The organism is Gillisia sp. CAL575 (genome assembly GCF_000403785.1).
Taxonomy (GTDB): domain Bacteria; phylum Bacteroidota; class Bacteroidia; order Flavobacteriales; family Flavobacteriaceae; genus Gillisia.
The window spans coordinates 381569-408079 of the sequence record NZ_APHJ01000021.1 but is presented as its reverse complement, the minus strand read 5'-3'; the positions used below and the strand labels follow the sequence as shown (position 1 = coordinate 408079).

The following is a 26511-nucleotide window of genomic DNA, read 5'->3' as shown; positions in this document are numbered from 1 at the left end:
ACTATGAGATTAGTAAACATTCCACCATTTCTCCTTTTTTATGCGAAGTTTCAGCATCAATAAAGGCCAACGCGTTTCCGTGTGCCATTGACAAGATCATAGAGGAACCTTGCCCGTCCAGGATCTCGACTATCCCATTACTGATCTTTGCTTTTAAGAATGAAGGCCGATCTCCTTTGTTCGCAAAATCATGGGAAATCGGAAATGAGTATCGCTGCAATCCGTTTTTAGCTGATCCGCTTAGCTGATAAAGAAAAGGCAATACATACACGTAGAAACAACTTAAGGAAGACGCAGGATTTCCTGGTAAAGCGAATACAAATTGCTCTGATTTTCTTCCGAAGTAAAGCGGTTTCCCAGGTTTCTGAAAGACTTTATAGAACTTCTCTTTCACGCCATTTTCCTCTAATGCTTGCTTTACATAATCATAATCTCCCACTGAAATTCCTCCGGAAAGGATCAACACATCTGTAGTTTCTAAGGATTTTTTGATTCCCAATTTAATTGCTTCAAAATCATCCTCGATCTGCTTCTTATTCCCACATTTAAATCCAAATTGCTCACATGCAGAAGCCAGTGCATAACTATTAGATTCGTAGATCTGTCCTTCCGCCTTTGGTTTTCCCGGCTCTATCAATTCATTTCCGGTAGTGATCAAATTAATAACTGGCTTTCTAAATACCTCAACTTTCTGGATTCCCAGACTTCCAATCAATCCAATTCCTGCCGGAGTGATCGTAGTTCCTTTTTCAAAAACAAGTTGTCCTTTAGTTAGTTCTTCTCCTTTTCTACGTATACTCTGCCCTTCCTTTGGCATTTGTTCCAACGAAAGCTTATTTCCAGCTACACTCGTTTTTTCCTGCATCATCACTGCAGAAGTATTTTCAGGAACTTTCGCTCCGGTAAAAATGCGTACCGCTTCCCCCTCCTTTAATTCAAATTGCTTTTTATCACCGGCTGCGACTTCTCCAACAATGATATATTCTTGAGAAATTCCACATAAGGCATAACCATCCATAGCCGAATTGTCAAAAGAAGGCATATCGAAGGGAGCATTAAGCTCTTCTGAAATTGAAAAACCAAGACAGTCACTAAGCCTTCTTGTTTCTGTTTTCAGCCTTATTTTCTGATCTTTGATGATCTTATGTGCTTCTTCAATTGTTACCATTATCCTCCAATTGAGATCATAGATCTGTTCTGCTCATAATGATCGGCATCCATTTTCACATCCATGCCATCACGAGAAAACTTTTTCGTCTTGATCGCATTTATAATAAGATCGTTCATTTGTTCACCATTACGCATAGGAGTAAGCAGATCGGTTTCAGAATTGGCAAAAAGACAATTCATCATTTTTCCATCAGCAGTTACTCGAATACGGTTACACTCCGCGCAGAAAGGATTCGTAATAGTGCTTACAATTGCAAAACTTCCTGTGTGACCTTTCACTTGAAAATTTGAAGATGTACTGTGCTTTGGATTTTTTAACTCTTCTATATCTCCGAAACGTTTAGAAACAATATCCAGAATCTCTTGTTTTCCAACTCCCTTGCTCCAGTCCCATTTATTGCCTTTAAAAGGCATAAATTCTATGAATTTTACGGTAAGATTCTTATGCCTGGTCAGTTCGATAAAATCATTGATCTCATTGTCATTCACACCTTTGATCAATACAATATTCAACTTCACTTCCATATCCATCTCCAACGCCATTTCGATATTCTTCAGAATGCGCTCAAAATAATCCCGTTTCGTGATAAAAACCGACTTTGCCTTATCCAAAGTGTCCAGACTCAAATTGATCTTTTTCAAACCTATCTTCTTAAATAAATCTAGAAATTTATCTAGCATAATTCCGTTAGTAGTTATCTTTAATGTCACTCCCAGTTTTGCAAGTTCCTCTACTAAAAACCCAAAGTTTTTTCGCACCAAAGGTTCCCCGCCCGTAAGTCGAATAGTATCCACTCCCAGATCGCGAAAAGTCGTAGCCAGTTCGATGATCTCTTCAATGCTCATGATACTCGACTTTTCCATAAGTTCGATACCCTCTTCAGGCATGCAGTAGAAACAACGCAGGTTACAACGGTCTGTCAGGGAAATCCTGAGATAGGTATGTGCTCTTCCAAAATTATCTACTATTTTCTTTTTCTCTTCAATCATGTCTTTTTCCTTCTATCACTTTAAAAACGTGCAATACATGCGGAAATATTGCATCCATACATTCTGCAGCTCCTTTAGTAGATCCCGGCAATGCCAGCACTACTTTTCCGTCCTTAATTCCGGCTACAGATCTAGAAAGCATCGCATATGGCATGCGTTGCTGCCCGTAATTTCTCATTTGCTCCTCAACGCCTTTCAGTTTCAAGTCCAGCATTGGTTCTATAGTTTCTGAAGTTACGTCACGTGGCCCAACACCCGTTCCTCCTGTAAAAATAATTATATCTGCATCTGCAGAATTTAAAGCTAATTTTATCTCATCGGCTTCATCAGGAATAATAATTCTTTCAGCTTTGATTCCAAGTTCTTCCAATTTTGAAACGATGGCCTTTCCCGCTTTATCTTCTCCTTTTTCCTTCGAAATGGTATCTGAACAAACTATTACTTTAGCAGTAAGTCCTTCAGCATCAATTTTATAAGAAGATTTCCCGCCTTTTTTATTCTGAAGTTTTATCGTCCCGATTTCCACATGTTTATCTATAGGTTTTAGCATATCATACATAGTAAGTGCTACAATACTTGCTCCATGCATGGCTTCCACCTCTACGCCAGTCTTATAAATGGTCTTCACCTTAACCGAAATCTGGATCTCCAATCCGTTTATCTCATATTCTATTCCTGTATATTCAATAGGTAGCGGATGGCAATCGGGCAAAAGATCTGGAGTTTTCTTTACTCCCAGGAGTCCTGCCGCTTTGGCCATTTCAAAAACATTCCCTTTCGGAACTCTATTTTCCTGTAACGCCTTTATCGTTTCTTCGCTGGAAGTCCTTACTATCGCAATCGCAGTAGCTTCCCTCAGCGTATTTATTTTATGAGTAATATCAACCATACTATGTATTCACTTTCCATTGGTGGGTTTCATCTTCGAAAATCTCTTTTCCAAAAATTGGCACATTGGCCTTGATCTCTTCAACAAAATAATTACAAGCTTCTATCGCAATCTTTCGGTGTGCCGAAGAGGTAAATACAAAAAGACATAACTCTCCAGTTTTCACAGGGCCCAGACTATGATAAATATGGGCACAGGTAATATCGAATTTAGAAAATGCCGCTTCCCTGATCTCGTGAAAAACACTTTCTGCCATTTCTTCGTAAGCCGAATAATCAATAGCGCTTACCGTTTTACCGTCGATTTCATCAGCGCGAATCTGTCCTAGAAAGATGCTGTGTGCACCGATATTGGTCTTGGATTGATGATTCGCTATAGAATTGCCGATCTTTTCCGGTGGAATTGCGCCCTGTACGAATACTTTCTTTGGTTTTTTCTTATCCATTAATTACTGCTTTAACTCCTTTTTTCTTATCGTCACCCTGAATTTATTTCTGGGTCTATTTTGAATTACTTCTTTAATTTTTACTTTTAGATGCTGAAACAAGTTCAGCATGACGTGTTCCCTATCTTATCGTCACCCTGAACTTGTTTCATGGTCTCAATTTCTTAATCAGGAATTCGAAATTATAGTTTCTATTCCTCCCTCTACATTTGTAAGATTCTGGAAGCCGTATTCAGCTTTCAACAGATCCACAACTTTTTTACTTCGTTTACCCGACTGGCAAAAGACTAATATTTCTTCCTCCTTCGGAATTTCCCATATGCGTTCATCAAGATCGCTCAGTGGGATTTGAATTACTTTTGCTGAATTAATCCTTGGCTGTTCAAAAATTTCACGAATATCTAAATACAACCTGGATTCATCACTTATCTGGCATTCTATCTTAACTGGAATAATTCCATTTTTTCTGATCTTATCAATCTCTTCTGGTCTTTGCTGAAGCTTCAGAATTTGTTCTGAACCTGAAAGCAGATTCGATATTTTAAGTTTTCCTGAAAGCACGTTTCCAACACCTAAAATTATCTTGAGAGCTTCCATCGCCTGAAGCATTCCGAAAATTCCTGGAACTACTCCTAAAACTCCGGTTGCTTCACAACTTATATTTTGTCGTGTTGTCTTCGGAAAAAGACATCTGTATGTCGGTCCATTTTCATAATTAAAAACTGAAAGTTGTCCTTCATTTTTATAGATCGAAGCATATACCCATGGCTTCCCTGTTAAAATACAGGCATCGTTAATCAGGTATTTCGTTTCGAAATTATCGGTTCCATCCAAGATGAGATCATACTGACCGAAAAGCTTTTCCGCATTTTTAATTGTTAAGGCTTCTTCAATCGCAATCAATTCAATCTCACTATTTAATCGTTGTAACTTACCTTTAGCCACTATTGCTTTAGACTTACCAATATCATTTTCCTCATACAAAACCTGTCGATGGAGATTAGTTATGGAAACCTTATCGTGATCCATCAAGCCAATCTTCCCTACACCAGCACTTGCTAGATATTGCGCTGCAGGACATCCAAGTCCGCCCACACCAACTATAAGTACACTGGCACTGCGAAGTTTTTCCTGTCCGGAAACTCCAACTTCATCTAATTTTATTTGTCTGTCGTATCTCATTATCCTCCTGCAAATGGTGGTAAAAAAGCCACCTCATCGTCCTCTTTTAGTTCTGCTTCATTATTTAAATCCTGATTCACGGCAATTTGTACCGATTCTGCATCCTGAATCTGATATTTTTTGATCTGCTGATTCTTTAGATCTTTTACAGATGTTCCTTGCTTCAGTTCTAAAACTTCTTCGTTTTTCCCAGCTGATTCAGCAATCACACCAAAATATTTTACATTCACTTTCATTCTTCTTCCATCTGTTTTAATAATTCTACATCTTCTGCAGTATCCACATCAAAATTTCCCATTTCAAATTTTACTATCTCGAAATCTAAATTCTGATCATGAATTAGTTTTTTCGCTCCTTGATCTCCTTTCAATTCTTTCAAATCATAAAAAACTTCCGCGGAAAAAATTGCAGGAACTCCAATATTCCCAGCATATTCTGAAAAGGTAGCTTGACTATTTTTATCCAAATGAACCTGTATCAATTCCTCAATTCTTTCTTTACTCACAAAGGGTTGATCTGAAAGCAAGATTAATATATGGTCCAAATCATTTTCCGATTCCTGAGACCTCAACACGCCTTTCCTGATACTAGAAGACATTCCTTCTTCCCAATTCTCATTCATCACAACCTCAAATTCCTTTAGATCTATTTCACTTTCTATCTTATCTTTCCTAGCTCCTAAGACTAAAACTTTTGTTTCAAATTCAAGCAAATCTGAAACATCTATAGCATGTTGCAATAATGATTTGCCTTTAAATTCCACCAGTTGCTTGGCATATCCAAGTCGGCTGGAAGATCCTGCCGCCAGAATCACAACTCCTATTTTAGCATTTTGTATCAAACTTTTTATCTAAATTATTAGAATATGGTCATCCTGAATTTATTTCAGGATCTCATAAACTTACTATCAAATAATATGAGAAGCTGAAACAAGTTCAGCTTGACGTTAATATTTTTTTAAAGCGGTTTTCGCTTTTTTCATGTATAGGCTCCGACCTCTCTCTAAGTGGTCTTGCACTGGTATGCGTTAAAACCGATTGAATTTCAGCTAAAATTGAAAGTCCTATTTCTGCAGGTGTTTCCGCGCCAATTTCCAAACCTATTGGAGCATGCATTCTTTTTTTAAATTCTTCAGATATATAAAACCCCTCAGTATTCAAGTCGTTTTGCATTCGTTGATATTTCTTCATTGGGCCTAAAATTCCGATATATGGAATTTGATCTTCAGCTAAAAGCAACTTTAACACCGCCAGATCGTACTTATAATTATGACTCATCAACACAAAACAACTACGTTGATCTATCTCAATATTTTCCAATGTTTGTTCAGGCTTGGTAACAATTATTTGGCAAGAACTGGTAAAACGTTCTTTATTAGCATGCGTTGGTCTACCATCTGTTACAATCACTTCCCAACCAAGAAGTTCTCCCTGTTGTGCCAGTATCTGAGCATCGTTTCCCGCTCCAACAATGATCAATTTCACTGGAGGTTGATAATTCTGGATAAACAAATGCTGTGTTTCTTCGTGGATAGTAAATTCGGCGAAATGAGATCTCTTATTTTGAAGAGTGAGTTGAGCTTGTTCCAGAATAAGATCTAATAATTCTTTCTCAGGTTTCTTTCCGCTGTATTTTAAATTTTTATCGATCAATAAAATTGTACCCGCTTGATCTTTAGATCTATCTAAATTAAACTGTACAATTATGGTCAAAGCATGCTTCTGTGCAACAATAGCTTTCAATAATTCGCACGGATTTAAGACATCTCCATAATCCAAAGGCTCAAACAACACTTGAATGATACCGTTACAGCCTAACTGCGCGCCTATTATCGCGTCGTCGTCATCACTGGTGTCATAAGTGATAAGTTTGTTTTTCTGCTGATGTAAGGCGTGTAAAGCTTTTCTAAGCGCATCGCCTTCCAAACAACCACCGCTTATAGCTCCAGTAATATTCCCGAATTCGTCTACCAGCATTCTCGCTCCGGCACGTCTATAGGAAGAACCTTCCACATGAACCACGGTCGCAAGCACGCATCCGGTTCCTTGGGAACTCAAGTTTTCATACTGTGCTATGATGAACTCTAACTCTCTCATACCACTGCATTTTTTAGGTGGTCTATTGTATTTTTTATTTCTTCCGCAGCGAATTCAATATCAGCAAGAGCAGTATTTCTACCGAGACTGATTCTTATAGAAGATAGTGCTAGCTCATCGCTTAGTCCCATCGCTTTTAATACGTGTGATGGATTTATCAAATTCGAAGTACAAGCCGAACCACGGGAAACTGCAAGATTGTTAAGTTTCCTCAATAAATTGTTGCCATCGATATTTTCAAAAGAGACATTGGTAGTATTTGGAAGTCGGTCACTATTCTTTGAATTGATAATTACTTCTTCAATTTCTTCCAAAACCTCCTCGAGCTTATTTCTCAATTTGGATATTCTAATAACTTCCTCATTCATTTCAGCAGCAGCAATTTCTGCAGCTTTTCCAAAACCAACAATTCCAGGTACGTTCAAAGTTCCTGGTCGCATTCCTTTTTCCTGACCTCCGCCAAAAACTGTTTGATCGATCTCTACCTTATTCTTTTTATTGATATATAACGCACCAACACCTTTAGGTCCGTAGATCTTATGAGAAGAAAATATGGCCATATCCAGATTCAATTCTTTTAGGTCTACCGGAATCTTGCCGACCGCCTGCGTGATATCACTCATCAATTTCGCTCCATTTGCATGCACTATCTTTTCAATTTCCTGCATGGGATGAATCAATCCGGTTTCGTTATTAGCAAGCATCAAACAAACAAGAATAGTTTCCGCAGTAATATTATTCTTTAATTCCTCAAGATCAATATTACCTTCTACATCCACATCTAAATAAGTGATCTGAAAACCTTGGTTTTGCAGCGCCTTCATGGTATCCAGAATCGCTTTATGTTCCGTTTTGCAGCTAATAATATGTTTTCCTTTAGAGCTGTTTTTTTTACAAAATCCGAAAAGACCAAGATTTGAAGCTTCGGTAGCTCCAGAAGTAAATGTGATCTCTGTAGATTTACAGTTTACCAAATTGGAAACCTGTTCTCGCGCAAACTCAACACCTTCCGCAGCATCCCATCCAAAAAGATGATCGCTACTGGCATTACCAAACTTTTCAGTAAAAAATGGCAGCATAGCCGCCACCACCAGCTTAGCTACCGGTGTGGTCGCATTATAATCCAGATATATCTTCTTTTTTGTATTCATTAAAAGCGTTATGTATTTAAAAACATATCGGTTTATAAATTTAAGAAAGACTACCGACTAATCTTAGGCTTTAATGTTATTTTAAGACCTTAAGTAATTTATCTTGCTGCTTTATTAGTTCTTGGATCTTCAGCTGAAGGTTTTCATATTCTTCAAATATAGCTAAGGCATGAGGTGTCACTTTAGCTCCGCCACCATGCGGGCCTCCCTTTTTCAATATTATAAGAGGTTCTTCAGAATAAAGATTTAATTTCTGAACCATTTCCCATCCTTTTCTATAAGATAGATGCATTTGCTCTGCTGCTTTTGAAAGGGAACCTTCTTTTTGAATTTGTTTTACCAATTCATGAGGTCCCGGCCCATAAAATTTTTCACCTTTTTCTTCTATCCAGCACTTTACCCTTATCTGTTTCATTTTTATAAAAGAAATCTAATTAGGTTTTTAATTCACCTTGCAATTCAGTAATAAATGGTTGTTTATAAAACCGCTTACCAGTGGCCTTATATAGGGCATTTGCAAGAGCTCCCATTACAGGAGGAAATGGTGGTTCACCCAATCCGGTTGGATCTATTCCGTTATTTATAAAATGAACATCGATGCTTTTTGGAGCTTCATTGTGTCGAATAATCTTATAGGTATCAAAATTGCTTTGCTGTGGCACTCCATCCTTAAAGGTCATCTCACTATATAGTGCATGGCCAATTCCATCTATAGTTCCACCTTCAACCATATTTTTGGCTGCATCTGGGTTTACTACAATTCCGCAATCTACTGCGCAGGTAACTTTATCTATTATTGGCTTATTATTCTCTACTGTTAGGTCAAGGACCTGTGCCACATAGGAATTATGGCAATAGTAGGCAGAAACACCTCTGCTCAATCCGGAATTGTTATTCCATCCCGATTTGTCACGAGCGAGTTTTAGTACAGCCGCATAACGCGCCGCATCATAATCATTTTCTTCTCCCACAGGATTACTTCCTGCTCGCTCCAACATATCTAAGCGGAATTGAATAGGATCTTGACCCATTTCTTCAGACAATTCATCCAAGAAAGACTGTTCTGCTCCAGCTATAAAATTAGATCGCGGAGCTCTAAAGGCTCCAGTTGAAATATTTGACTCCACACTCCAACTTTCAGCTAAATAGTTATCTATAGCTCCTGCCGGAAAACGATTCGCAAATAGCGGACTCTCCGGAATTCCACCTGCATTTACATGAAAAGCAGTAAGTTTATTATTAGCATCAATGGCAGCTCTATAGGTAACATGATAAGCTGGGCGATAAACCCCGTTTGTCATATCGTCTTCACGAGAATATACAAGTTTAATTGGCGTACCCATCTTTTCTGAAATTACAGCAGCTTCCACCAGGAAATGACCGTAGAGTCTTCGGCCGAAACCACCACCCATGCGGGTCATTTGAATGTCTATATTGTCAAGGTCATAACCTAAGCGTTTTTTTACACTTATTTCAGCATATTCCGGGGTTTGTATAGGTCCCAATAATTCTGCTTTGCCCTCGCTAACATCGGCGAAGAAATTCATAGGTTCCATACAATTGTGCGATAAGAAAGGGCAGGTGTAGGAGCGCTCAATCACCCGTGCTGCATTCTTAAATGCTTTCTCAGGATCACCATCTTTTCTAACGATCTCCGATTTTTTAGATCCAACTTCAGCCATTAAATTAGTATGAATATCACTGCTTTCCAGTCCGGTAGCTCCATCCATTCCTGCAGATTTTTCAAGAATTTCAATTTCTTTGGTCAGCTTTGGATTTAGATCCCATTGAACTTTCACCTCTTTTCTAGCCTGCATTACTTGCCATGTAGATTCCCCAACAACTACAACTAGTTTAGAAAAAGATCCAACATCGCTCCATTCCTTTTCCATATCTTCAGGATAGGTGTCTATAGTAAACACATCCTTTATGCCTGACATTCCTTTTGCTTTCTCGGCATCCATAGATTTAAATTCCATCCCGAAGGCTGGCGGCTGTACAATCATAGCGATAAGCATTCCCTCTTTATAAGTGTCTATTCCGTATAAAGGTTGACCTGTAACTATCTTCTTTGCATCTACATTTTTACGAGATGTACCTATTATTTTAAAATTATCAATTTCTTTTAGTTCTACTTCTTCTGGTATTTCAACATTTACGGCGGCCTTTGCGATCTCACCATATCCGATGGTTTTACCACTGCCTTCGTGCTTAATAACCCCGTTTTCCACGGTAAGTTCAGAAACAGAAACCTCCCATTGATTTGCTGCAGCGGTTAACAACATTTGTCTTGCTGTAGCTCCGGCTGTTCTTAAAGATTGCCAACCTTGACGAATAGATTGGCTTCCACCTGCCAGTTGACGGGTAAAAACTTCAGTATTTAATGGAGCTTGTTCTACAACTACATTATTCCAGTCTACATCCAGCTCTTCAGCAACGATCATTGGCATTGAAGTCTTAACGTTTTGCCCTATTTCTGGGTTTGGAGAATAAATAGTTACAATTCCATTATCTCCAATTTTTAAATATCCATTTAGTTCGAACCATTCCTCTGGCATTTGCATGGCCAATTCTTCGCTTCCTTCTTCTGCAGGGCCTTTACATGCTAACCAGTTGAATCCAATTATCAGTCCTCCTCCAGCTAAAGACACACTTTTTATAAAGGATCTTCGACCTAATGATGTTTTTACTTTAGTCATTTTTATGTATTTGAATTAAACTGATAATTAGGCTGTTTGAGAATCTGAAGCTGTTTTAATGGCTGCTTTTATTCTAGTATAAGTTCCACAACGGCAAATATTTCCGCTCATGGCATTTTCAATATCTGTATCTGTAGGAGTAGGATTTCGTTCTAATAGAGCAGAAGCCGACATAATCTGTCCTGCTTGGCAATAACCACATTGAGGCACATCATGCTCCAACCAAGCTTTTTGAACCGGATGATCTCCATTTTCTGATAATCCTTCTATTGTTGTGATCTTATTATCTGCTGCTGCGGAAATTGGAAGCTGACAAGATCTTACGGCAGTTCCATTAAAATGGACAGTACAGGCTCCACATTGGGCAATCCCGCAACCATATTTAGTTCCAACCAATTTTAAATGGTCTCTTAAAACCCAAAGTAGGGGAGTAGTGGGATCTACATCTACCGAAAGGTCTTTGCCGTTGATGGTAATACTGAATTCTGCCATGATCTTTAATTTTTCTAAAAATTAAGATATTTTTCTGTTTTTATAATCACCTGAACATATAAATCTGAGCTTTTTTATAGTATTTCTTTAATCCATCCCACATTTTGGTAGTTCAGCTGAAATTTCAACAAAACTTTCTCTAATTGGTTTTCAGCCAGATGCTCAGTTAATTTCCTCATAAATAAAGTTTTAGCATTTAAACAGAAAGTAATTTTGATTGATTCTTTTAAAAAATCAAACGAAATGAAAAATGAGGCACTTTTGAAACATCTAATATCTCCATCTGTAGGCATGGGTTCTGTAATGGAAGATTCCCAAACAACTTTTCGGGTGTGGGCTCCAAATGCAGATATGGTTTATGTCACGGGAGATTTTAATAATTGGTCTGATGATGATTTTGAATTGGTTAAGGAAGATAACGGTTATTGGGCAGGAGCTACAGATCTGGCTAAAGAAAGAGATGAATATAAATATTTAATAAAAAATGGCGAAAACAGTTTTTATCGTAATGATCCCTATGCTTTTGAGGTTACTAACTCTGATGGAAACTCCATCATAAGAAAACTAGATTTTAATTGGGAAGAAGATAATTTCGTTCTACCATCTTGGAATTCTCTTGTGATCTATGAATTACATGTAGGCACTTTTAATAGAAAGCATGCCGACCAAGTTGGAACTTTTGAAGACGTTATAGAAAAACTTCCATATTTAAAAGAACTTGGAATAAACTGTATCGAATTATTACCTGTTTCTGAGTTTGCAGGCGGAATTTCCTGGGGTTATAATCCAGCACATCCTTTTGCTATTGAACAGGATTATGGCGGACCAGATGCACTGCATAGGTTGGTGAAGGCGGCTCACCAAAATGGAATAGGAGTAATTATGGACGTGGTTTATAATCATCTTGGACCTTCAGATGTAGATTTATGGCAGTTTGATGGCTGGAGCGCAAATAATAAGGGCGGTATCTATTTCTATAATGATCATAAAAGTGATACGCCATGGGGAAATACACGACCAGATTATGGTAGACCAGAAGTTAGGCAGTATTTAAGAGATAATGCCCTAATGTGGATTGAAAAATACCATTGTGATGGACTGCGTATGGATGCTACTTCTTATATAAGATATGAAGGAGGAGGTTTAGGCATGGATACCGAAATTTTGGAAGGAATTATTTTAATGCGCGATATCAATTCTGAAATTAGATCTAAATATCCAAATGTTCTAACTATTGCTGAAGATTTAAAGGGTCAGGATATTATAACTGACAGCGTAGAAATTGGAGGAATTGGTTATGGTAGTCAGTGGGATATGAATTTCGTGCATCCTGTTCGTGAAGCTTTGATTAATACTGAAGACAATGCTAGAAATTTAGAGAGCATTGCTGAAGCCGTCACCTTTAGTTACAGCAATAATGCTTTCTCCAGAATTATTTATACAGAGTCTCACGATGAGGTAGCTAATGGAAAGGCTAGAGTTCCAGAAGAAATTCAACCTGGAAATGCGGAAAGTGCTTTTGCAAAGAAAAGAGCTATTTTAGGATTGGTTTTAGTAATGACTTCACCCGGAATACCTATGATATTTCAGGGACAGGAATTTATGGAAGACGAATATTTTCAAGATAGTGTAGGTCTAGATTGGGAAAAGTATAAAAGATTAAAAGGCATTGGAAGGCTTAGTACAGATCTAATTGAATTGAGAACGGGCCGGCAAGGAGCAACGCAGGGTTTAAGAGGTCAAACAACAGAGATCATTCATTTAAATCAAGAAAATAAAATTCTAGCATATAAGCGCATTAATGATGGAGATAATGAGGAGCCAGTAATAGTGGTTTTAAATTTCGGAGATCGTGATTTTGTGGATTATGGAATTGGTATTCAAGAAGGAATGCATTATAAGCTTAGAATTAACAGCACTTGGAAAGGATATGACGAAGATTTCTCAGATCTAGAAGTTGCCGATATGCGTATTGCAGCCAAGAGTACAGATGAAAAAGCATGGACTGGAGAAATAAATATTCCAGCTTATGGAGCTCAGATATATACTTTGTAAGTATGGATCGTTTATCACTGATTTTAAGTGATAAGTCACACGAATTTTTGAAATAATTTAAATGTGCGGGTAGAGTTAAAAAAGCAGCTGTCTAAAAAGAAATAAAAGCGTCATTCTAGATTTGTTTATGATTCTTAATAATATGATTTTCAATCACTTTTAGAAACAGAAACAAATTTAGTTTGACATAAGAAATCCTTTTAAACAGCCACTTTCAATTTTAATCAAGCTGTAACGCCTTCTTCAAGACCAGCTTCAATTAGTTTTTCTGGAGTGATAGGTAGGCTTCGCATTCGTTTTCCAGTTGCATTAAAAATGGCATTTGAAATGGAAGCAGCTACACTGGTTATTCCAAGTTCGCCAATTCCTTTAATACCCATTTTATTAGCAATTTTGTCTTCTTCTGGAAGGAAGATCACATCAATATTTGCCATATCTAAATTTACCGGGACGTGATAATCTGCAAAAGAACGAGTGATGAAATTTCCAAAATTAGGTTCTACCCTAGATTGTTCGGCAATTACCATTCCTGCACCCATGGTTAGACCACCTATGATTTGCCCATAAGCTGTTTTCGGATTTAATATCTTTCCAGCAGAACCTACATTCACCATTCTCTTAATCCTATACATTCCTGTATCCTTATCTACCCAGACTTCAGAAAAGTTCGCTCCAAAAGAGAAGATCGAGTATTTCTTGAATTCTGCAGACGGTTCGGCCATACCTTCAGCTTCAAATTTTGTAAGTTGATTTTGTTTTAGAAGTTCAGAAACTGTCACTTCCTCATCTCCTTTAATATTTCGGTTATTCTTAAGTGTGTTTATTGCATTTTCACAAGCAGCACGCGCTCCATTACAATAGGAAGCTGCTCCCCAAGAACCTCCAGAACCAGGAGTTATCGGAAAGTCTGAATCTCCTAATTCTACCGTTACTTGTTCTACTGGGATCTTTAAATATTCGGATGCTGTTTGCGCTATAATGGTATAACTACCAGTACCAATATCTGTTGCATCCATTTGGATGGTTGCAAAAATTTTATCTTCCTCCAATTCTAAAATCACTTTCGCATGCGTTTTTTGGTATGGAGCTTCCCTTGAGGCGGCACTAACACCGTAACCTATTAACCAATTACCTTTTTTATTGGTTCGTGGTTCTGCTTTACGATCTTTCCACCCAAATTTATCTGCCCCAATTCGTAAACATTCTACTAAAAGTCTTGACGAAAAAGGTCTGTTTTCATGAAGATCTGTTTGAGTATCGTTTTTAATGCGGAATTCTAGAGGATCCATTTTCAACTTCCAAGCCATTTCATCCATAGCAGATTCTAATGCAAAACTACCTGTTGCTTCACCTGGTGCTCTCATTGCAAATGGTGTTTGAAGATTCATCGGGATTAACTTATAAGTTACCTCATTATTAGGCACATTATATAGCATCTTAGAAACCATTCCGCAAGGCTCTTGATATTCTTGAGTAATTGATGTATGGGAGAGTGTTTCATGCGAAAGCGCTGTAAGAGTACCATCTTTTTTAGCGCCTACACGCATTTTTTGCTCATTCTGTTGGCGCATATTTGTGTTGGTAAACATTTGGGTTCTAGTTACCGTAACCTGAACTGGCCTACCTACCATTTTGGAGGCCATTACTGCCATAATCACATGACGATCAAGGTTCAACTTCGAGCCAAATCCACCGCCCACAAAAGCAGAAATTACACGAACATCTTCCTTAGGAATCTGGAATGTCCCTGAAATAGCAATCTTAGCATCTTCAACTATTTGCTGACTTGCATATGCCGTAACTTTCCCATTATCCCAAGCAGCTATAACTGCATGCAATTCCATTGGGTGATGATGTTCGATTGGCGTGTTATAAGTTTGTTCCACAACCATGTCTGCTTCAGAAAGCCCTAGTTTCATATTTCCTCTCGAATAATTTGAATCATTATCTGGAGTATATGCTTTCGATTTCGATTTTTCAAAATCTATAAGAGCATCAGAATCCTTTTTATATTCAAATTTCACCAAACGAGCTGCGTATTGAGCCTGTTCGAAAGTTTCTGCGACCACAAGACCAACATATTCTCCATAATAATGCACTTTATTACTTTGTAATACCGGAGCAATACTATCTGTTGCGAGTTCTGGCCGTTCTTCATCAAAAGCTTTAAGTTTTTCTGCATTCTTATAAGTGATCACTTTTAAAACTCCTTCAAGTTTCTCAGCTTCGGAAGTATCTATAGAAATAATTTCTCCTTTGGCGATCGTGCTGTTTATTCCTTGGCCATAAACTTTATTTTCTACCGGAAATTCAGATGCATATTTAGCCTTTCCCATCACCTTAAGATGACCTTCCACTCTATCTATAGCATTTCCAACTCCGGATGCATTTATTGTCTTCGTCATAATATTATTTTTTGAGATTGGCTTATGCTTCTCTTTCATAAGCTTGAGTTAGCGCCCGTACTATAGCATTTTTCCCCATTTCTACCTTAAATTTATTAGCTTCAAAAGGCTTAGCATCCTTCATAGCTAAATCTGCCGCTGCTTCAAATTTAGATTTATTAGGTTTTTTACCAACAAGAAATTCTTCAGCTTTAGAAAGTTTCCATGGTTTGTGAGCAACACCACCCATTGCCAATCCTGCTTTTGCAATTACTCCACTTTTTACCTGCAATCCGGCTGCAACAGATATTAATGCAAATGCATAACTGGAACGTTCACGAATTTTTAAATAATAATAATGGTCTGAAAATTCAGGTTTTGATAAATGGATAGCGGTTATTAATTCACCTTGTTCTAAAGTATTATCCTTTTCAGGCTTATCTCCCGGCAAACGATGAAAATCTGTGAATTCAATCATTCTAGAAGACCCATCTTTTTTCTGAACTTCCACCGTTGCTCCAATGGCAGCCAATGCTACATTCATATCTGAAGGGTTCGTAGCAATACAATTATCACTATATCCAAAAATGGCGTGTAAAGCATTCATTCCTTTTAAAGCACCACATCCAGAACCTGGTTCTCTCTTATTACATGGCATTGAGGTTTCAAAGAAATATGGACAACGTGTGCGCTGTAATAAATTCCCTCCATTGCTAGCCATATTTCTAATTTGCGCAGATGCAGCAGAAAGCATGGCCATAGATAGTAACGGATAATTGGTTCTGATTTCTGGATGATTTGCAGTTTCAGCATTACTTAACATTGCGCCAAGTGATAATCCGCCTTTTTCATTAGAAGTTATTTTTTTATAATCGAGTTTATTAACATCGATTAGCTGATCTGGCCGCTCCACATCTTCTTTCATTAAATCTACTAAGTTCGTACCTCCTGCGAGATAGTGCGAAGTCTTGGTGGAAGCTTTTAGCGCCTGTTCTTTATTTGTAGCACTTGTATAAGTGAATGGTCTCATGGTTAATTAATTTTAAAGTCTTGAATTGTACAAGTTCCTTGGTTTTAGGAATAGTTTATACGCCTAGGCATTTTTAGCCTTATCCATCTGTTCCTGAGTTGCGAATTCCCAAGTTGGCATTTCATCGTCTCCGGAATGCACTTCTTTAAATGCCTGTACAATATTATTGTAGGCACCACATCGGCAAATATTTCCAGACAATCTTTCTCTTATTTCTTCTTCGGAAAGTGTTAAACCAGACTGAATATTTTTAAAATCTTCTGTAACATAACTAGCTTCTCCATTTTTAGCTTCTTCCAATAAAGCTACAGATGAACAAATTTGTCCAGGAGTACAATAACCGCATTGAAAGCCATCATGTTTTACAAAAGCTTCTTGCATAGGATGCATTTTACCATTTTGCGCTAAGCCTTCTACCGTTGTTATCTCTTTTCCTTCACAAGTTGCCGCTAGCGTTAAACAAGAGAGATTGCGCTTACCATCAATTATAACCGTACATGCACCGCATTGACCATGATCACAGCCTTTTTTAGTACCGGTAAGTGCTAATCTTTCTCTTAATGCATCAAGTAAAGAAGTTCGGGAATCTAATGTTAATGGTTTCACCATATCATTAACCCTAAGGTTTACTTTAATCTCATTTAAAAGTGCAGTTGTATTTTCTGGTAGATCTTTCATAGTGCTAGCAAATATTTCTGAGGTAAAAAAAGAAGAAGCATAAATACTTAAACTTGCTGCGGAAACCTGTTTTAAGAATTTTCTTCTGGAACTACCATTCAGACCCATTGCATCGAGAACCATTTTCTCGTCGTCACTCAAATTGTCTGAATTGACAGTTTCTTTCCATTTATCTATATCTTTCATAAGAGTGTTTTAGGGAGGAGATTCAATAGCTTTAAAATTAAAGCAATTTAACTTTTGAAAAGTTATCGATAAGTTAAAACATATCTTAATTCATGAAATTTAAGAAGTGTTTAATGGGATAATAACAAAAGATTCGGAATTATTTGAGAGGATAATTAATTAATCTTCATTATTAACTGGAGTAAAGAGAAAGTCTTAACAAAATAATAGCCTCAGGATTTTTAAACATTATTACCAGTTCTTGTAGATAGGATATTAATTGCAACAGATAATTAACCTCAACAAAAATTATTCCCCCTAAAAGGTGTTGGTACCAAAAGGTAAAATTTACTTAGTGCTCACTGCTTCTAATGGAATAAGTGTTTTGAAAGAATGATCTATACAAAATTATGACTTTAGTAGATATTCAAAACCACCAGATGCTTTATTAGTTTAATTGGAAATATTATACCTCATAATTTATGTTTACCGGCAGTGGTAGAATAATCTTAAATCAACTTAGTCCGTCAAAATTTAAATTTAAAGCCTCAATAAAAATTAAGAACATTCTATGAACTTGTTTAAGCATAGCAGGGAATAAATTTCTAAATTTGTGGCACACAACAAAACCACAGTTTTCAACTTAAAAACACACCACAAAATGCCAAATGTAATTCCCGAAGCAAAAATTTTTAATTGCACCCAAAGTAGTGAACTTGCTGAAAAAATAGCTGCAGCCTACGGAGCACCACTGGGAAAAGTTATTACCAGTACTTATAGCGATGGAGAGTTTCAGCCTTCTTTCGAAGAATCTGTTAGAGGTTCTCGTGTATTCATTATAGGATCTACACATCCCGGAGCAGATCACCTAATGGAGATGTTACTAATGTTGGATGCAGCAAAAAGAGCTTCAGCAAGACATATTACAGCGGTGATGCCTTATTTTGGATGGGCAAGACAAGATAGAAAAGATAAACCTAGAGTTCCTATTGCCGCAAAAATGGTAGCAAGTATTCTAGAAACTGCCGGAGCAACGAGAATTATAACAATGGATTTGCATGCAGATCAAATTCAGGGATTCTTTGAAAAACCTGTTGATCATTTATTTGCATCTACAGTTTTCTTGCCTTATTTAAGAAGTTTGAATTTAGACAATCTTACAATCGCTTCACCAGATATGGGAGGTTCTAAAAGGGCCTATGCTTATTCTAAAGCGATGGAAAGTGATGTGGTTATTTGTTACAAACAACGGGCTAAAGCAAATGTGATTTCTCATATGGAGCTTATTGGTGATGTAACTGGGAAAAATGTGGTATTGGTAGATGATATGGTAGATACTGCCGGAACACTTACCAAAGCAGCAGATGTAATGATGGCAAAGGGCGCTATAAGCGTAAGAGCTATTTGTACCCATCCAGTACTTTCTGGAGACGCATACAAAAGGATTGAAGACTCACAACTATTGGAATTAATTGTAACAGATTCTATTCCATTAAAGCAAAAATGTGATAAAATTAGAGTTGTAAGCTGTGCAGATCTTTTTGCAGATGTGATGTTTCGAGTACATCATAATAAATCTATAAGTTCAAAATTTATAATGTAATCTTGGGTAAAACACCTAATAGAGAAATAGGGGTTTAATTATTTCCAATTCAGTATTTTATACTAGCGAAAAAAGTCGCACCTTTGCACACTAAAATTTTTTATAATGAAATCAATCACGATCAACGGATCTAAAAGAGAAAGCGTAGGCAAGAAAGTTACTAAAGCCTTACGTAATGCTGGAAAGGTTCCTTGCGTAGTATACGGAGGAGGCGAACCATTACATTTTTCAGCAGATGAAACTGCCTTTAAAACACTTGTATACACACCAGATGTGCATACAGTGGTAATTACTTTGGAAGGTGGAGATAAAATTGATGCTGTCCTTCAAGACATCCAATTTCATCCGGTAACCGATGCTATCCTACACATGGATTTCTATCAAATATTTGACGATAAGGAAATCACTATGGAAATTCCTGTACATACTAAAGGTACTGCACGTGGAGTTAAAAATGGTGGTGTTTTACGTTACAACTTACGTCGTTTAAAAGTTAAAGGTCTTCCAGGAAATCTTCCAGATTTCGTTGAAGCCGATGTGACCCCTCTTAAGATTGGAAACAAACTTTATGTAACTGCTTTAGCAAGTGATAATTTTACAATCAATCATCCAGATAATACCGTAGTTTGTCAAGTTAAGACATCTCGTAATATTACTGCTGAACTTGATGACGAAGATGAAGTTGCTGCAGATGAAGTACCAGCTACTGAGGTAGATGATGCTGCTGCTGTAAAAGAGTAATCTTTCTCATATAGCATAAAATTTAAAAGCATTCCTATTCCGATTAATTCGGGATTCGGAATGCTTTTTCATTTATAAACATTTCTCTCTAGATATCATGTTATTTCTGAAGCCATAAAAAGTGTGATGTAAAATTGCTAGGCTAAAGAATATTATTAATTTTATCTTTACCAAAACAAATTCCATGTTGGCATTCTTCGGAAGAATATTTAGCAAAAACCCAATAGAGGAACAAGTAGACCCTATGAAGAAATTTTTGATTGCGGGGCTTGGAAATATAGGTCCCAAATACCATAATACTAGGCATAATATTGGTTTTAAAGTAGTTGACTATCTCGCCGAAAAAGAAGGTATTTCTTTTGCAACCGATAAGCTTGGAGATATTGCAAGCTTCCGCTTTAAGGGAAGAACCTTTATTCTGCTAAAACCGAGTACTTATATGAACCTTAGTGGGAAAGCAGTGAACTATTGGCTTTCCAAAGAGAAAATCCCTTTGGAGAATTTGCTAGTAGTAACAGACGATCTCAATCTTAACTTTGGAGCTATTCGGGTTAAGACGAAAGGGAGTGATGGAGGACATAATGGTTTAAAAGATATTCAGCTTCAGTTAAATACCTCAAATTATAACAGATTTAGATTTGGGATAAGCGATGAATTTTCTAAAGGAAGTCAAGTAGATTATGTTTTGGGAGATTGGTCTTCAGAAGAAGAAAAAAATCTATCTGAACGCTTAGAAAAAGCTGCTGAGCTTATAAAATCTTTTGGAACTGCAGGAATAAATATTACAATGAATACTTTTAACGGTAAATAATAAGTCACTTGAAAGAACATCTAGGAGCATATACTTTTAAAAGTGATAGCCCAACGGTAATAACCATTGGTACTTTCGATGGGGTGCATGCTGGCCATCAAAAGATTATAGAAAAGTTGGTAAATACAGCGAAACTCAGCAATATGGAATCGGCGATTCTTACCTTTTTTCCGCATCCAAGAATGGTATTGCAGAAAGAGAGTGATATTAAACTCATAAATACTATAGATGAGCGCAAAAAGCTTCTTTCAAATTCTGGGATAGATCATCTTATTATTCATCCATTCACTCATCAATTTTCCAGACTTACTGCACAAGAATTTGTACGTGATATTTTGGTGCATAAACTAAATGCCAAAAAGATCATTATAGGCTATGATCATAGATTTGGAAGAAATAGAACTGCAGATATCAACACCTTAAAGGAATTTGGAAAGGAATATGATTTTGAGGTAGAGGAGATTGGTAAACAGGAGATAGAGGATGTCGCAGTGAGTTCTACAAAGATCAGGAAAGCATTGATGGAAGGAAATGTAGAAAAGGCGAATCGCTACCTGCAGCAACCCTTTATGCTAACTGGAACTGTGGTAAGAGGAAAAGGACTAGGGAAAGATTTTGGTTACCCAACTGCTAACTTAAAAATAGAAGAGAATTATAAATTGATTCCTAAAAATGGAGTTTATATAGCGCGCGCCGAAATAGATGAGATTCCTTATTTTGGAATGATGAATATAGGAACCAATCCTACCGTGGGTGGAACAGAGCAAACTATAGAAACATACTTTTTTATGTTAGATCAAGATCTTTACGGACAGAAATTGGAGATTGAATTGCTTACCAGAATTCGAGATGAGAAGAATTTTGATTCTATAGACTCTTTAAAAAGAGGGATGAAACAAGATGAAGCCTTTAGTTCGCAGTTTATTAAAGACAACTATGCTGAATAGGTTCCTTTTTACCCGGATAGATAATTCTGCGCTGGTAGTTTTCCGTGTGTTTTTTGGGCTATTAATAGCCTTAGAAGCTTTTGGAAGTATTGCTACAGGTTGGGTAAAGCGCACCCTGATTGAGCCACAGGAAACTTTCAACTTTATTGGTTTCGAATTTTTACAACCACTTCCCGGAAATGGGATGCTTTACTATTACGGAATAATGGGCTTTTTCGGCTTGTTAGTTATGGTAGGGTATAAGTATAGATTTAGTATATTTTGTTATACTATTATGTGGGCATCGGTTTACCTGATGCAAAAATCTTCCTATAACAATCATTACTATTTATTGATGCTTTTGTGTGGAATTATGTTCTTTTTGCCAGCACATAAAAATGCTTCCATTGATGCATGGAGAAATTCATCGCTTCGGGAAATATCAATGCCTCGTTGGGTTTGGCTATTTATCGTGTTTCAAATGTGGATCGTTTACACCTACGCATCAGTTGCTAAATTATATCCGGATTGGTTTAATGGGGAGTTTCCAAGGATCTTGATGAGGTCTAAGGCAGATTATTGGCTAGTTGGAGATTTGCTTCAGCAGGGATGGGCGCATATGAGTATTTCATGGTTCGGATTCTTATTCGACCTTTTAATAATTCCATTATTACTCTATAGAAAAACTAGAGTTCCAATATTTATCGCGGCTATATTCTTTCACTTGTTCAATAGTTTCATTTTCCATATTGGGATTTTTCCATATCTCTCACTTGCATTAATTTTGTTCTTTTTCCCATCAGAAAAAATAAACAAATGGTTTCTAAGAGGAAGAAAGAAATATTACGATGAGAAAGAAATCATTATTCCGAAGTATAGAAATGCCTTTTTAGCAGTGATCTCTATCTGGTTTATCTTTCAAGTGGGATTGCCACTAAGGCATTGGTTTTATCAAGATGATGTTTTATGGACAGAGGAGGGGCACCGACTTTCATGGAGAATGATGTTGCGCAGTAAAAGTGGGAGAACAAATTTTACGGTGGTAGATAAGGATACCAAAAAGATATTTTTTATAAATAAATCCAAGTATTTATCTAAAAAACAATTGGGCGCTATTAATACTAAACCAGACATGATCTGGCAGTTTTCGCAACGATTAAAAAGAGAATATGCCAAAGAAGGAAAAAATATTTCTGTATTTGTAGATTCTAAGGTAAGTGTTAATGGGAGGCCCTACCAGCAATTTATAGATTCAAAAGTAGATCTTGCCAATGAGAAGTGGCATCATTTTAAGCACCACCACTGGATTTTACCTTCTAAATTAGACTGATATTTTTACTTGCTTTTGTTACATTTGCTGCTTACTAAAAATTAGTTGGCCTTATGTTACAAGTTAGCAATATTAGAGCGCATAAAGAGGGATATATTAAAGCCCTTAAAAAGAGGAATTTCAATGCCGAAGATATCTTTGAAGAGATCTTAACATTAGATGAATCTCGGCGCTCCACACAAACGCAATTAGATGAAACATTGGCCGAATCCAATCAGCTTTCCAAGGAAATTGGAATGTTGTTTAAATCTGGCGAGCAGCAAAAAGCGAATATCTTAAAAGAGAAAACATCTCAATTGAAAGATAGGTCTAAAGAGCTTTCAGACAATTTTAATGAAACGATAGCTAAATTAGAGCAACTGCTTTATACCGTACCCAATATCCCCAACGATCTGGTTCCTGAGGGGTTTACAGAAGATGATAATGAGGAGATCTTTAAAGAAGGGGATATTCCAGTATTGGCAGAAGGTTCTTTGCCTCACTGGGAATTGGCTAAGAAATATGATATCATAGATTTTGAGCTTGGTAATAAAATTACGGGTGCAGGATTTCCTGTTTATAAAGGTAAAGGAGCAAGATTACAAAGAGCCTTGATCACTTATTTTCTAGATAAAGCAGTGGATGCTGGTTATACTGAATATCAATTACCATTATTGGTAAATGAAGCTTCAGGATTTGGAACTGGACAATTACCAGATAAAGAAGGGCAAATGTATCATGTTACTGAAGATGATCTTTATTTAATCCCGACTGCGGAAGTTCCAATGACTAACCTTTTTAGAGATAGAATGCTTACTGAAGCAGATCTGCCTATTTCCTGTACTGGCCATACTCCTTGTTTTAGAAGAGAAGCGGGGTCTTATGGAGCACATGTACGTGGCTTAAATAGACTTCATCAATTTGATAAAGTTGAAATTGTACGTGTAGAAAAGCCTGAGAATTCTTATGCAGCATTAGATGGAATGGTAGATCATATTAAAAACATACTGCAAGATTTAAAGTTGCCATATAGAATTTTAAGATTGTGTGCGGGTGACCTTGGATTTACAGCTGCTGTTACTTACGATTTTGAAGTGTTCTCTACTGCTCAAGATCGTTGGTTAGAAATAAGTTCTGTTTCTAACTTCGAAACTTTTCAAGCAAATAGATTAAAGTTGAGGTATAAGGATAAAGACGGTAAAAAGGAATTGGTGCATACTTTAAATGGAAGTGCATTGGCATTGCCAAGGGTATTAGCCGGGATCCTTGAGAACTATCAAACCCCAGAAGGAATTAAAGTTCCTGAAGTATTGGTGAAGTATACCGGATTTTCAATGATCAATTAAATTTCAAGTGGCTTTCTAAGAAAGCGCTTTTAATCTTATATATTTATTTGCAAACACCGCATTTTGTTATCTTTACAAAATGCGGTGTTTTCTTTATATAGCCTTATTCTTTATAGGTATTCAGAGCGTTTTTTGCCAGTCAGATCAATTGGCGCAAAAATATCTGGATCAAGGGGAGTATGCCAAAGCTCTTAGTGTGTATCAAAACCTAGTAAAAGAGGCTCCCGGAAATTCTAATTATTTTATGGGCTTAGTTACCTCTTACCAACAGTTAGAGGATTTTGAAATGGCAGAAAGTTTATTGCAAGAGCGGCTTAAAAACACCAATAACAATCCGAGTATTTTAATTGAATTAGGTCATAATTACGAGCTTCAAAATAAACAAGAATTAGCTAAAAAGCAGTATTCAGAAGCTTTAGGTGCAATAAATGAAAAAGCAAATTACGCTTATTCCATCGCGCGTAATTTCGAAAAATATAGTTTATTGGATTATGCAGAGCAGGCCTATGTTTTGGGAATGCAGCTAAACCCTGAAATGAATTTTGATTTGCCACTTGCCAGAATTTATGGGGAGCAAGGAAAATTGGACGAGATGTTTGCCGCCTATTTAGAGCTCATTACAAAGCAACCTGAGATGGCTATTAATCTTATGCGGGAATTCGATCGCTATATCTTGGAAGACGCTTCTAATTTGGCCAATATAGCCTTTAGAAAACAGTTGCTTCAGAAAATTCAAAAAACTCAGGATTTAACCTATAGCGAACTTTTAGCTTGGCTTTTTATTCAGCAGAAAGATTTTGATAAAGCTTTTATACAAGAAAAAGCAATTTACAGAAGAAGCGATAAAGATCTACAGCGAATTATTCAGCTCACTGTTTTAGCTAAGTCTGAAGGTGATATTGAAACAGCAAAGGAGTTAGTTTCATTTATTATTGCTGAAACTACTTCTCCAACCATAATAATTCAAGCGAATCAATTATTGCTGGATATGAAGTTAAGCACTGCAAAAGCTTCAGATTTCACAGGATTGAAAAAGGATTTTGAAAAGTTGCTTTCCGAATTTGGAAGAGGACTTGAAACCATGGCTATCCAAATTGATTATGCCAATTTCCTAGCTTTTAAAATGAATGAAATTGATGAAGCCAAAGAATTATTAAATACTCTTTCTAAAAGTCCGTTGAATAATTTCCAACAAGCTGCCATCAAAATGACCTTAGCAGATATTTTGGTGTTGGATCAAAAATTCAATCAGGCATTAATCTATTACTCTCAGGTTCAGACCTTGGTTAAGAATGATGAGATATCTCAAAATGCACGTTTTAAAGTGGCTAAAACCAGTTATTTTAAGGGTGATTTTGATTGGGCTCTTTCACAGTTAAATGTATTAAAAGCTTCTACTACTCAATTAATAGCAAATGATGCTATGGAGTTGAGTTTGCTTATTAAAGAAAATAGTTTGGAAGACTCTACACAAACTGCTCTTAAGTTATATGCAAAGGCAGATTTGTTAGCCTTTCAGAATAAACCAAACGAGGCTATTGGCGTTTTAAATGAAATTTTAATAAATCATAAAGGGGAGAAAATTGAAGATGAAGCTTTGCTAAAACAAGCTGAACTCTTTACCCTTGCTGCAAACTGGCAAAGGGCTGAAGAAAATTATTTAAAAATCCTGGAGTTTTATGGAAAGGATATCTTGGCAGATAATGCCACCTTTTTGCTAGCAGAATTATATGATAATAAACTTGAAAATCCTGAAAAGGCGAAACAATATTACGAGCATATTATTTTTAATTTTCCAGATAGTATTTACTTTGTAGATGCCCGTAAAAAGTATCGCTTTTTAAGAGGTGATGCTCTGGAGTAGTAATTCAGAATAAATCAAATTGCTAAATGTTTATGTCTCCTGAGCGGAGTCGAAGGGTCTAAAAAACAGCTCGACTAGGCTTGATGTGACATTTAAAACAAAACAGGAAAGCAGATAAACATAGATTAAAAAAGAAAAAATGTACATATATAACGTAACTATAAATATCCAAGAAGAGATCCATGACGAATGGCTTAATTGGATGAAAACCGAGCATATCCCAGAGATGTTAAATACTGGTAAGTTTAAAAAAGCATTAATGAGCAGAGTGATGGTAAACGAAGAAATGGGCGGAATCACCTATTCTGTTCAATATACCACCGAGAGTAAACAGATGTTACAAAGGTATATTCAAGAGGATGCTCCTACATTAAGAGCAAAATCGAAACCCTATGAAGGTAAATTTGTAGCATTTAGAACCGAGATGGAAATTGTAAGTGAGCAATAAGCTGTACTTTTCAAAATATAGTTAGCAGTAAAAAACT

General features: G+C 36.7%; 24 protein-coding genes. 9 read left to right on the top strand and 15 right to left on the bottom strand.

Going from position 1 to position 26511, the window contains the following annotated elements:
• Nucleotide 1 precedes the first annotated feature (1 nt).
• From glp to I130_RS04550, 12 genes are all read right to left on the bottom strand, one after another.
• Nucleotides 2-1168 (bottom strand): gephyrin-like molybdotransferase Glp, encoded by a 1167-nt coding sequence (glp, locus tag I130_RS04605; RefSeq protein ID WP_034919936.1) that lies wholly within the window; start codon nt 1166-1168, stop codon nt 2-4.
• Nucleotides 1168-2160: a GTP 3',8-cyclase MoaA gene (gene moaA / locus I130_RS04600; RefSeq protein WP_034919934.1), complete on the bottom strand. Its 993-nt coding sequence runs from the start codon at nt 2158-2160 to the stop codon at nt 1168-1170. The genes glp and moaA overlap by 1 nt, the downstream gene beginning before the upstream one ends.
• Entirely contained in the window at nt 2153-3049 is an 897-nt protein-coding gene (gene moaCB, locus I130_RS04595; protein WP_034919931.1) for a bifunctional molybdenum cofactor biosynthesis protein MoaC/MoaB, read from the bottom strand. The genes moaA and moaCB overlap by 8 nt, the downstream gene beginning before the upstream one ends.
• Before the next feature lies 1 nt (nt 3050).
• Nucleotides 3051-3494: a molybdenum cofactor biosynthesis protein MoaE gene (locus I130_RS04590; RefSeq protein WP_034919929.1), complete on the bottom strand. Its 444-nt coding sequence runs from the start codon at nt 3492-3494 to the stop codon at nt 3051-3053.
• 168 nt (nt 3495-3662) lie between these two features.
• A complete protein-coding gene (locus I130_RS04585) occupies nt 3663-4676 on the bottom strand; it encodes a HesA/MoeB/ThiF family protein (protein ID WP_034919926.1) in 1014 nt (337 codons plus the stop codon).
• The gene (locus tag I130_RS04580; protein ID WP_034919924.1) at nt 4676-4912 is read right to left on the bottom strand and encodes a MoaD/ThiS family protein; all 237 of its coding nucleotides are present in this window, start codon (nt 4910-4912) and stop codon (nt 4676-4678) included. Before I130_RS04580 ends, I130_RS04585 begins: the two co-directional genes overlap by 1 nt.
• A complete protein-coding gene (locus I130_RS04575; protein ID WP_034919923.1) occupies nt 4909-5517 on the bottom strand; it encodes an NTP transferase domain-containing protein in 609 nt (202 codons plus the stop codon). The genes I130_RS04580 and I130_RS04575 overlap by 4 nt, the downstream gene beginning before the upstream one ends.
• 94 nt (nt 5518-5611) lie before the next feature.
• Nucleotides 5612-6772: an XdhC family protein gene (locus I130_RS04570; protein WP_034919921.1), complete on the bottom strand. Its 1161-nt coding sequence runs from the start codon at nt 6770-6772 to the stop codon at nt 5612-5614.
• A complete protein-coding gene (locus I130_RS04565) occupies nt 6769-7923 on the bottom strand; it encodes a cysteine desulfurase family protein (RefSeq protein ID WP_034919918.1) in 1155 nt (384 codons plus the stop codon). The genes I130_RS04570 and I130_RS04565 overlap by 4 nt, the downstream gene beginning before the upstream one ends.
• Before the next feature lie 76 nt (nt 7924-7999).
• Entirely contained in the window at nt 8000-8338 is a 339-nt protein-coding gene (locus tag I130_RS04560; protein ID WP_034919916.1) for a winged helix-turn-helix domain-containing protein, read from the bottom strand.
• A 19-nt stretch (nt 8339-8357) separates the two neighbouring features.
• Nucleotides 8358-10622, bottom strand: coding sequence for a xanthine dehydrogenase family protein molybdopterin-binding subunit (locus tag I130_RS04555; protein WP_034919913.1), 2265 nt, complete (start codon nt 10620-10622; stop codon nt 8358-8360).
• Between the two features lie 27 nt (nt 10623-10649).
• Nucleotides 10650-11114, bottom strand: a complete 465-nt coding sequence (locus tag I130_RS04550) for a (2Fe-2S)-binding protein (RefSeq protein ID WP_034919912.1) — start codon at nt 11112-11114, stop codon at nt 10650-10652.
• A gap of 243 nt (nt 11115-11357) precedes the next feature.
• Here I130_RS04550 and I130_RS04545 point away from each other — a divergent pair, with 243 nt between their 5' ends.
• Nucleotides 11358-13169, top strand: coding sequence for an alpha-amylase family glycosyl hydrolase (locus tag I130_RS04545; protein WP_034919911.1), 1812 nt, complete (start codon nt 11358-11360; stop codon nt 13167-13169).
• Between the two features lie 224 nt (nt 13170-13393).
• Here I130_RS04545 and I130_RS04540 read toward each other — a convergent pair whose 3' ends face one another.
• From I130_RS04540 to I130_RS04530, 3 genes are all read right to left on the bottom strand, one after another.
• On the bottom strand, nt 13394-15574 hold the full coding sequence (locus I130_RS04540; protein WP_034920486.1) for a xanthine dehydrogenase family protein molybdopterin-binding subunit: 2181 nt from the start codon (nt 15572-15574) through the stop codon (nt 13394-13396).
• Between the two features lie 22 nt (nt 15575-15596).
• Nucleotides 15597-16583: an FAD binding domain-containing protein gene (locus I130_RS04535; protein ID WP_034919909.1), complete on the bottom strand. Its 987-nt coding sequence runs from the start codon at nt 16581-16583 to the stop codon at nt 15597-15599.
• Between the two features lie 63 nt (nt 16584-16646).
• Nucleotides 16647-17447 (bottom strand): 2Fe-2S iron-sulfur cluster-binding protein, encoded by an 801-nt coding sequence (locus I130_RS04530; RefSeq protein WP_034919906.1) that lies wholly within the window; start codon nt 17445-17447, stop codon nt 16647-16649.
• A 640-nt stretch (nt 17448-18087) separates the two neighbouring features.
• Between I130_RS04530 and I130_RS04525 the strand changes: the two genes are divergently transcribed.
• From I130_RS04525 to I130_RS04490, 8 genes are all read left to right on the top strand, one after another.
• The gene (locus tag I130_RS04525) at nt 18088-19029 is read left to right on the top strand and encodes a ribose-phosphate pyrophosphokinase (RefSeq protein ID WP_034919904.1); all 942 of its coding nucleotides are present in this window, start codon (nt 18088-18090) and stop codon (nt 19027-19029) included.
• A 105-nt stretch (nt 19030-19134) separates the two neighbouring features.
• Complete coding sequence (locus tag I130_RS04520; RefSeq protein WP_034919902.1) at nt 19135-19770, top strand: 50S ribosomal protein L25/general stress protein Ctc; 636 nt, start codon at nt 19135-19137, stop codon at nt 19768-19770.
• A 184-nt stretch (nt 19771-19954) separates the two neighbouring features.
• Entirely contained in the window at nt 19955-20581 is a 627-nt protein-coding gene (pth, locus tag I130_RS04515; RefSeq protein WP_034919900.1) for an aminoacyl-tRNA hydrolase, read from the top strand.
• A gap of 8 nt (nt 20582-20589) precedes the next feature.
• Nucleotides 20590-21528: a bifunctional riboflavin kinase/FAD synthetase gene (locus I130_RS04510; protein WP_034919898.1), complete on the top strand. Its 939-nt coding sequence runs from the start codon at nt 20590-20592 to the stop codon at nt 21526-21528.
• Nucleotides 21518-22837, top strand: coding sequence for an HTTM domain-containing protein (locus I130_RS04505; RefSeq protein WP_034919896.1), 1320 nt, complete (start codon nt 21518-21520; stop codon nt 22835-22837). Before I130_RS04510 ends, I130_RS04505 begins: the two co-directional genes overlap by 11 nt.
• A 53-nt stretch (nt 22838-22890) precedes the next feature.
• Nucleotides 22891-24162, top strand: a complete 1272-nt coding sequence (serS, locus tag I130_RS04500) for a serine--tRNA ligase (protein WP_034919894.1) — start codon at nt 22891-22893, stop codon at nt 24160-24162.
• A gap of 79 nt (nt 24163-24241) precedes the next feature.
• The gene (locus I130_RS04495) at nt 24242-26026 is read left to right on the top strand and encodes a tetratricopeptide repeat protein (RefSeq protein ID WP_034919892.1); all 1785 of its coding nucleotides are present in this window, start codon (nt 24242-24244) and stop codon (nt 26024-26026) included.
• 139 nt (nt 26027-26165) lie between these two features.
• Nucleotides 26166-26474 carry a DUF4286 family protein gene (locus I130_RS04490; RefSeq protein WP_034919891.1) on the top strand — a complete coding sequence of 103 codons (309 nt, stop codon included), beginning with the start codon at nt 26166-26168 and terminating at the stop codon, nt 26472-26474.
• The last annotated feature ends 37 nt before the right edge of the window (nt 26475-26511 follow it).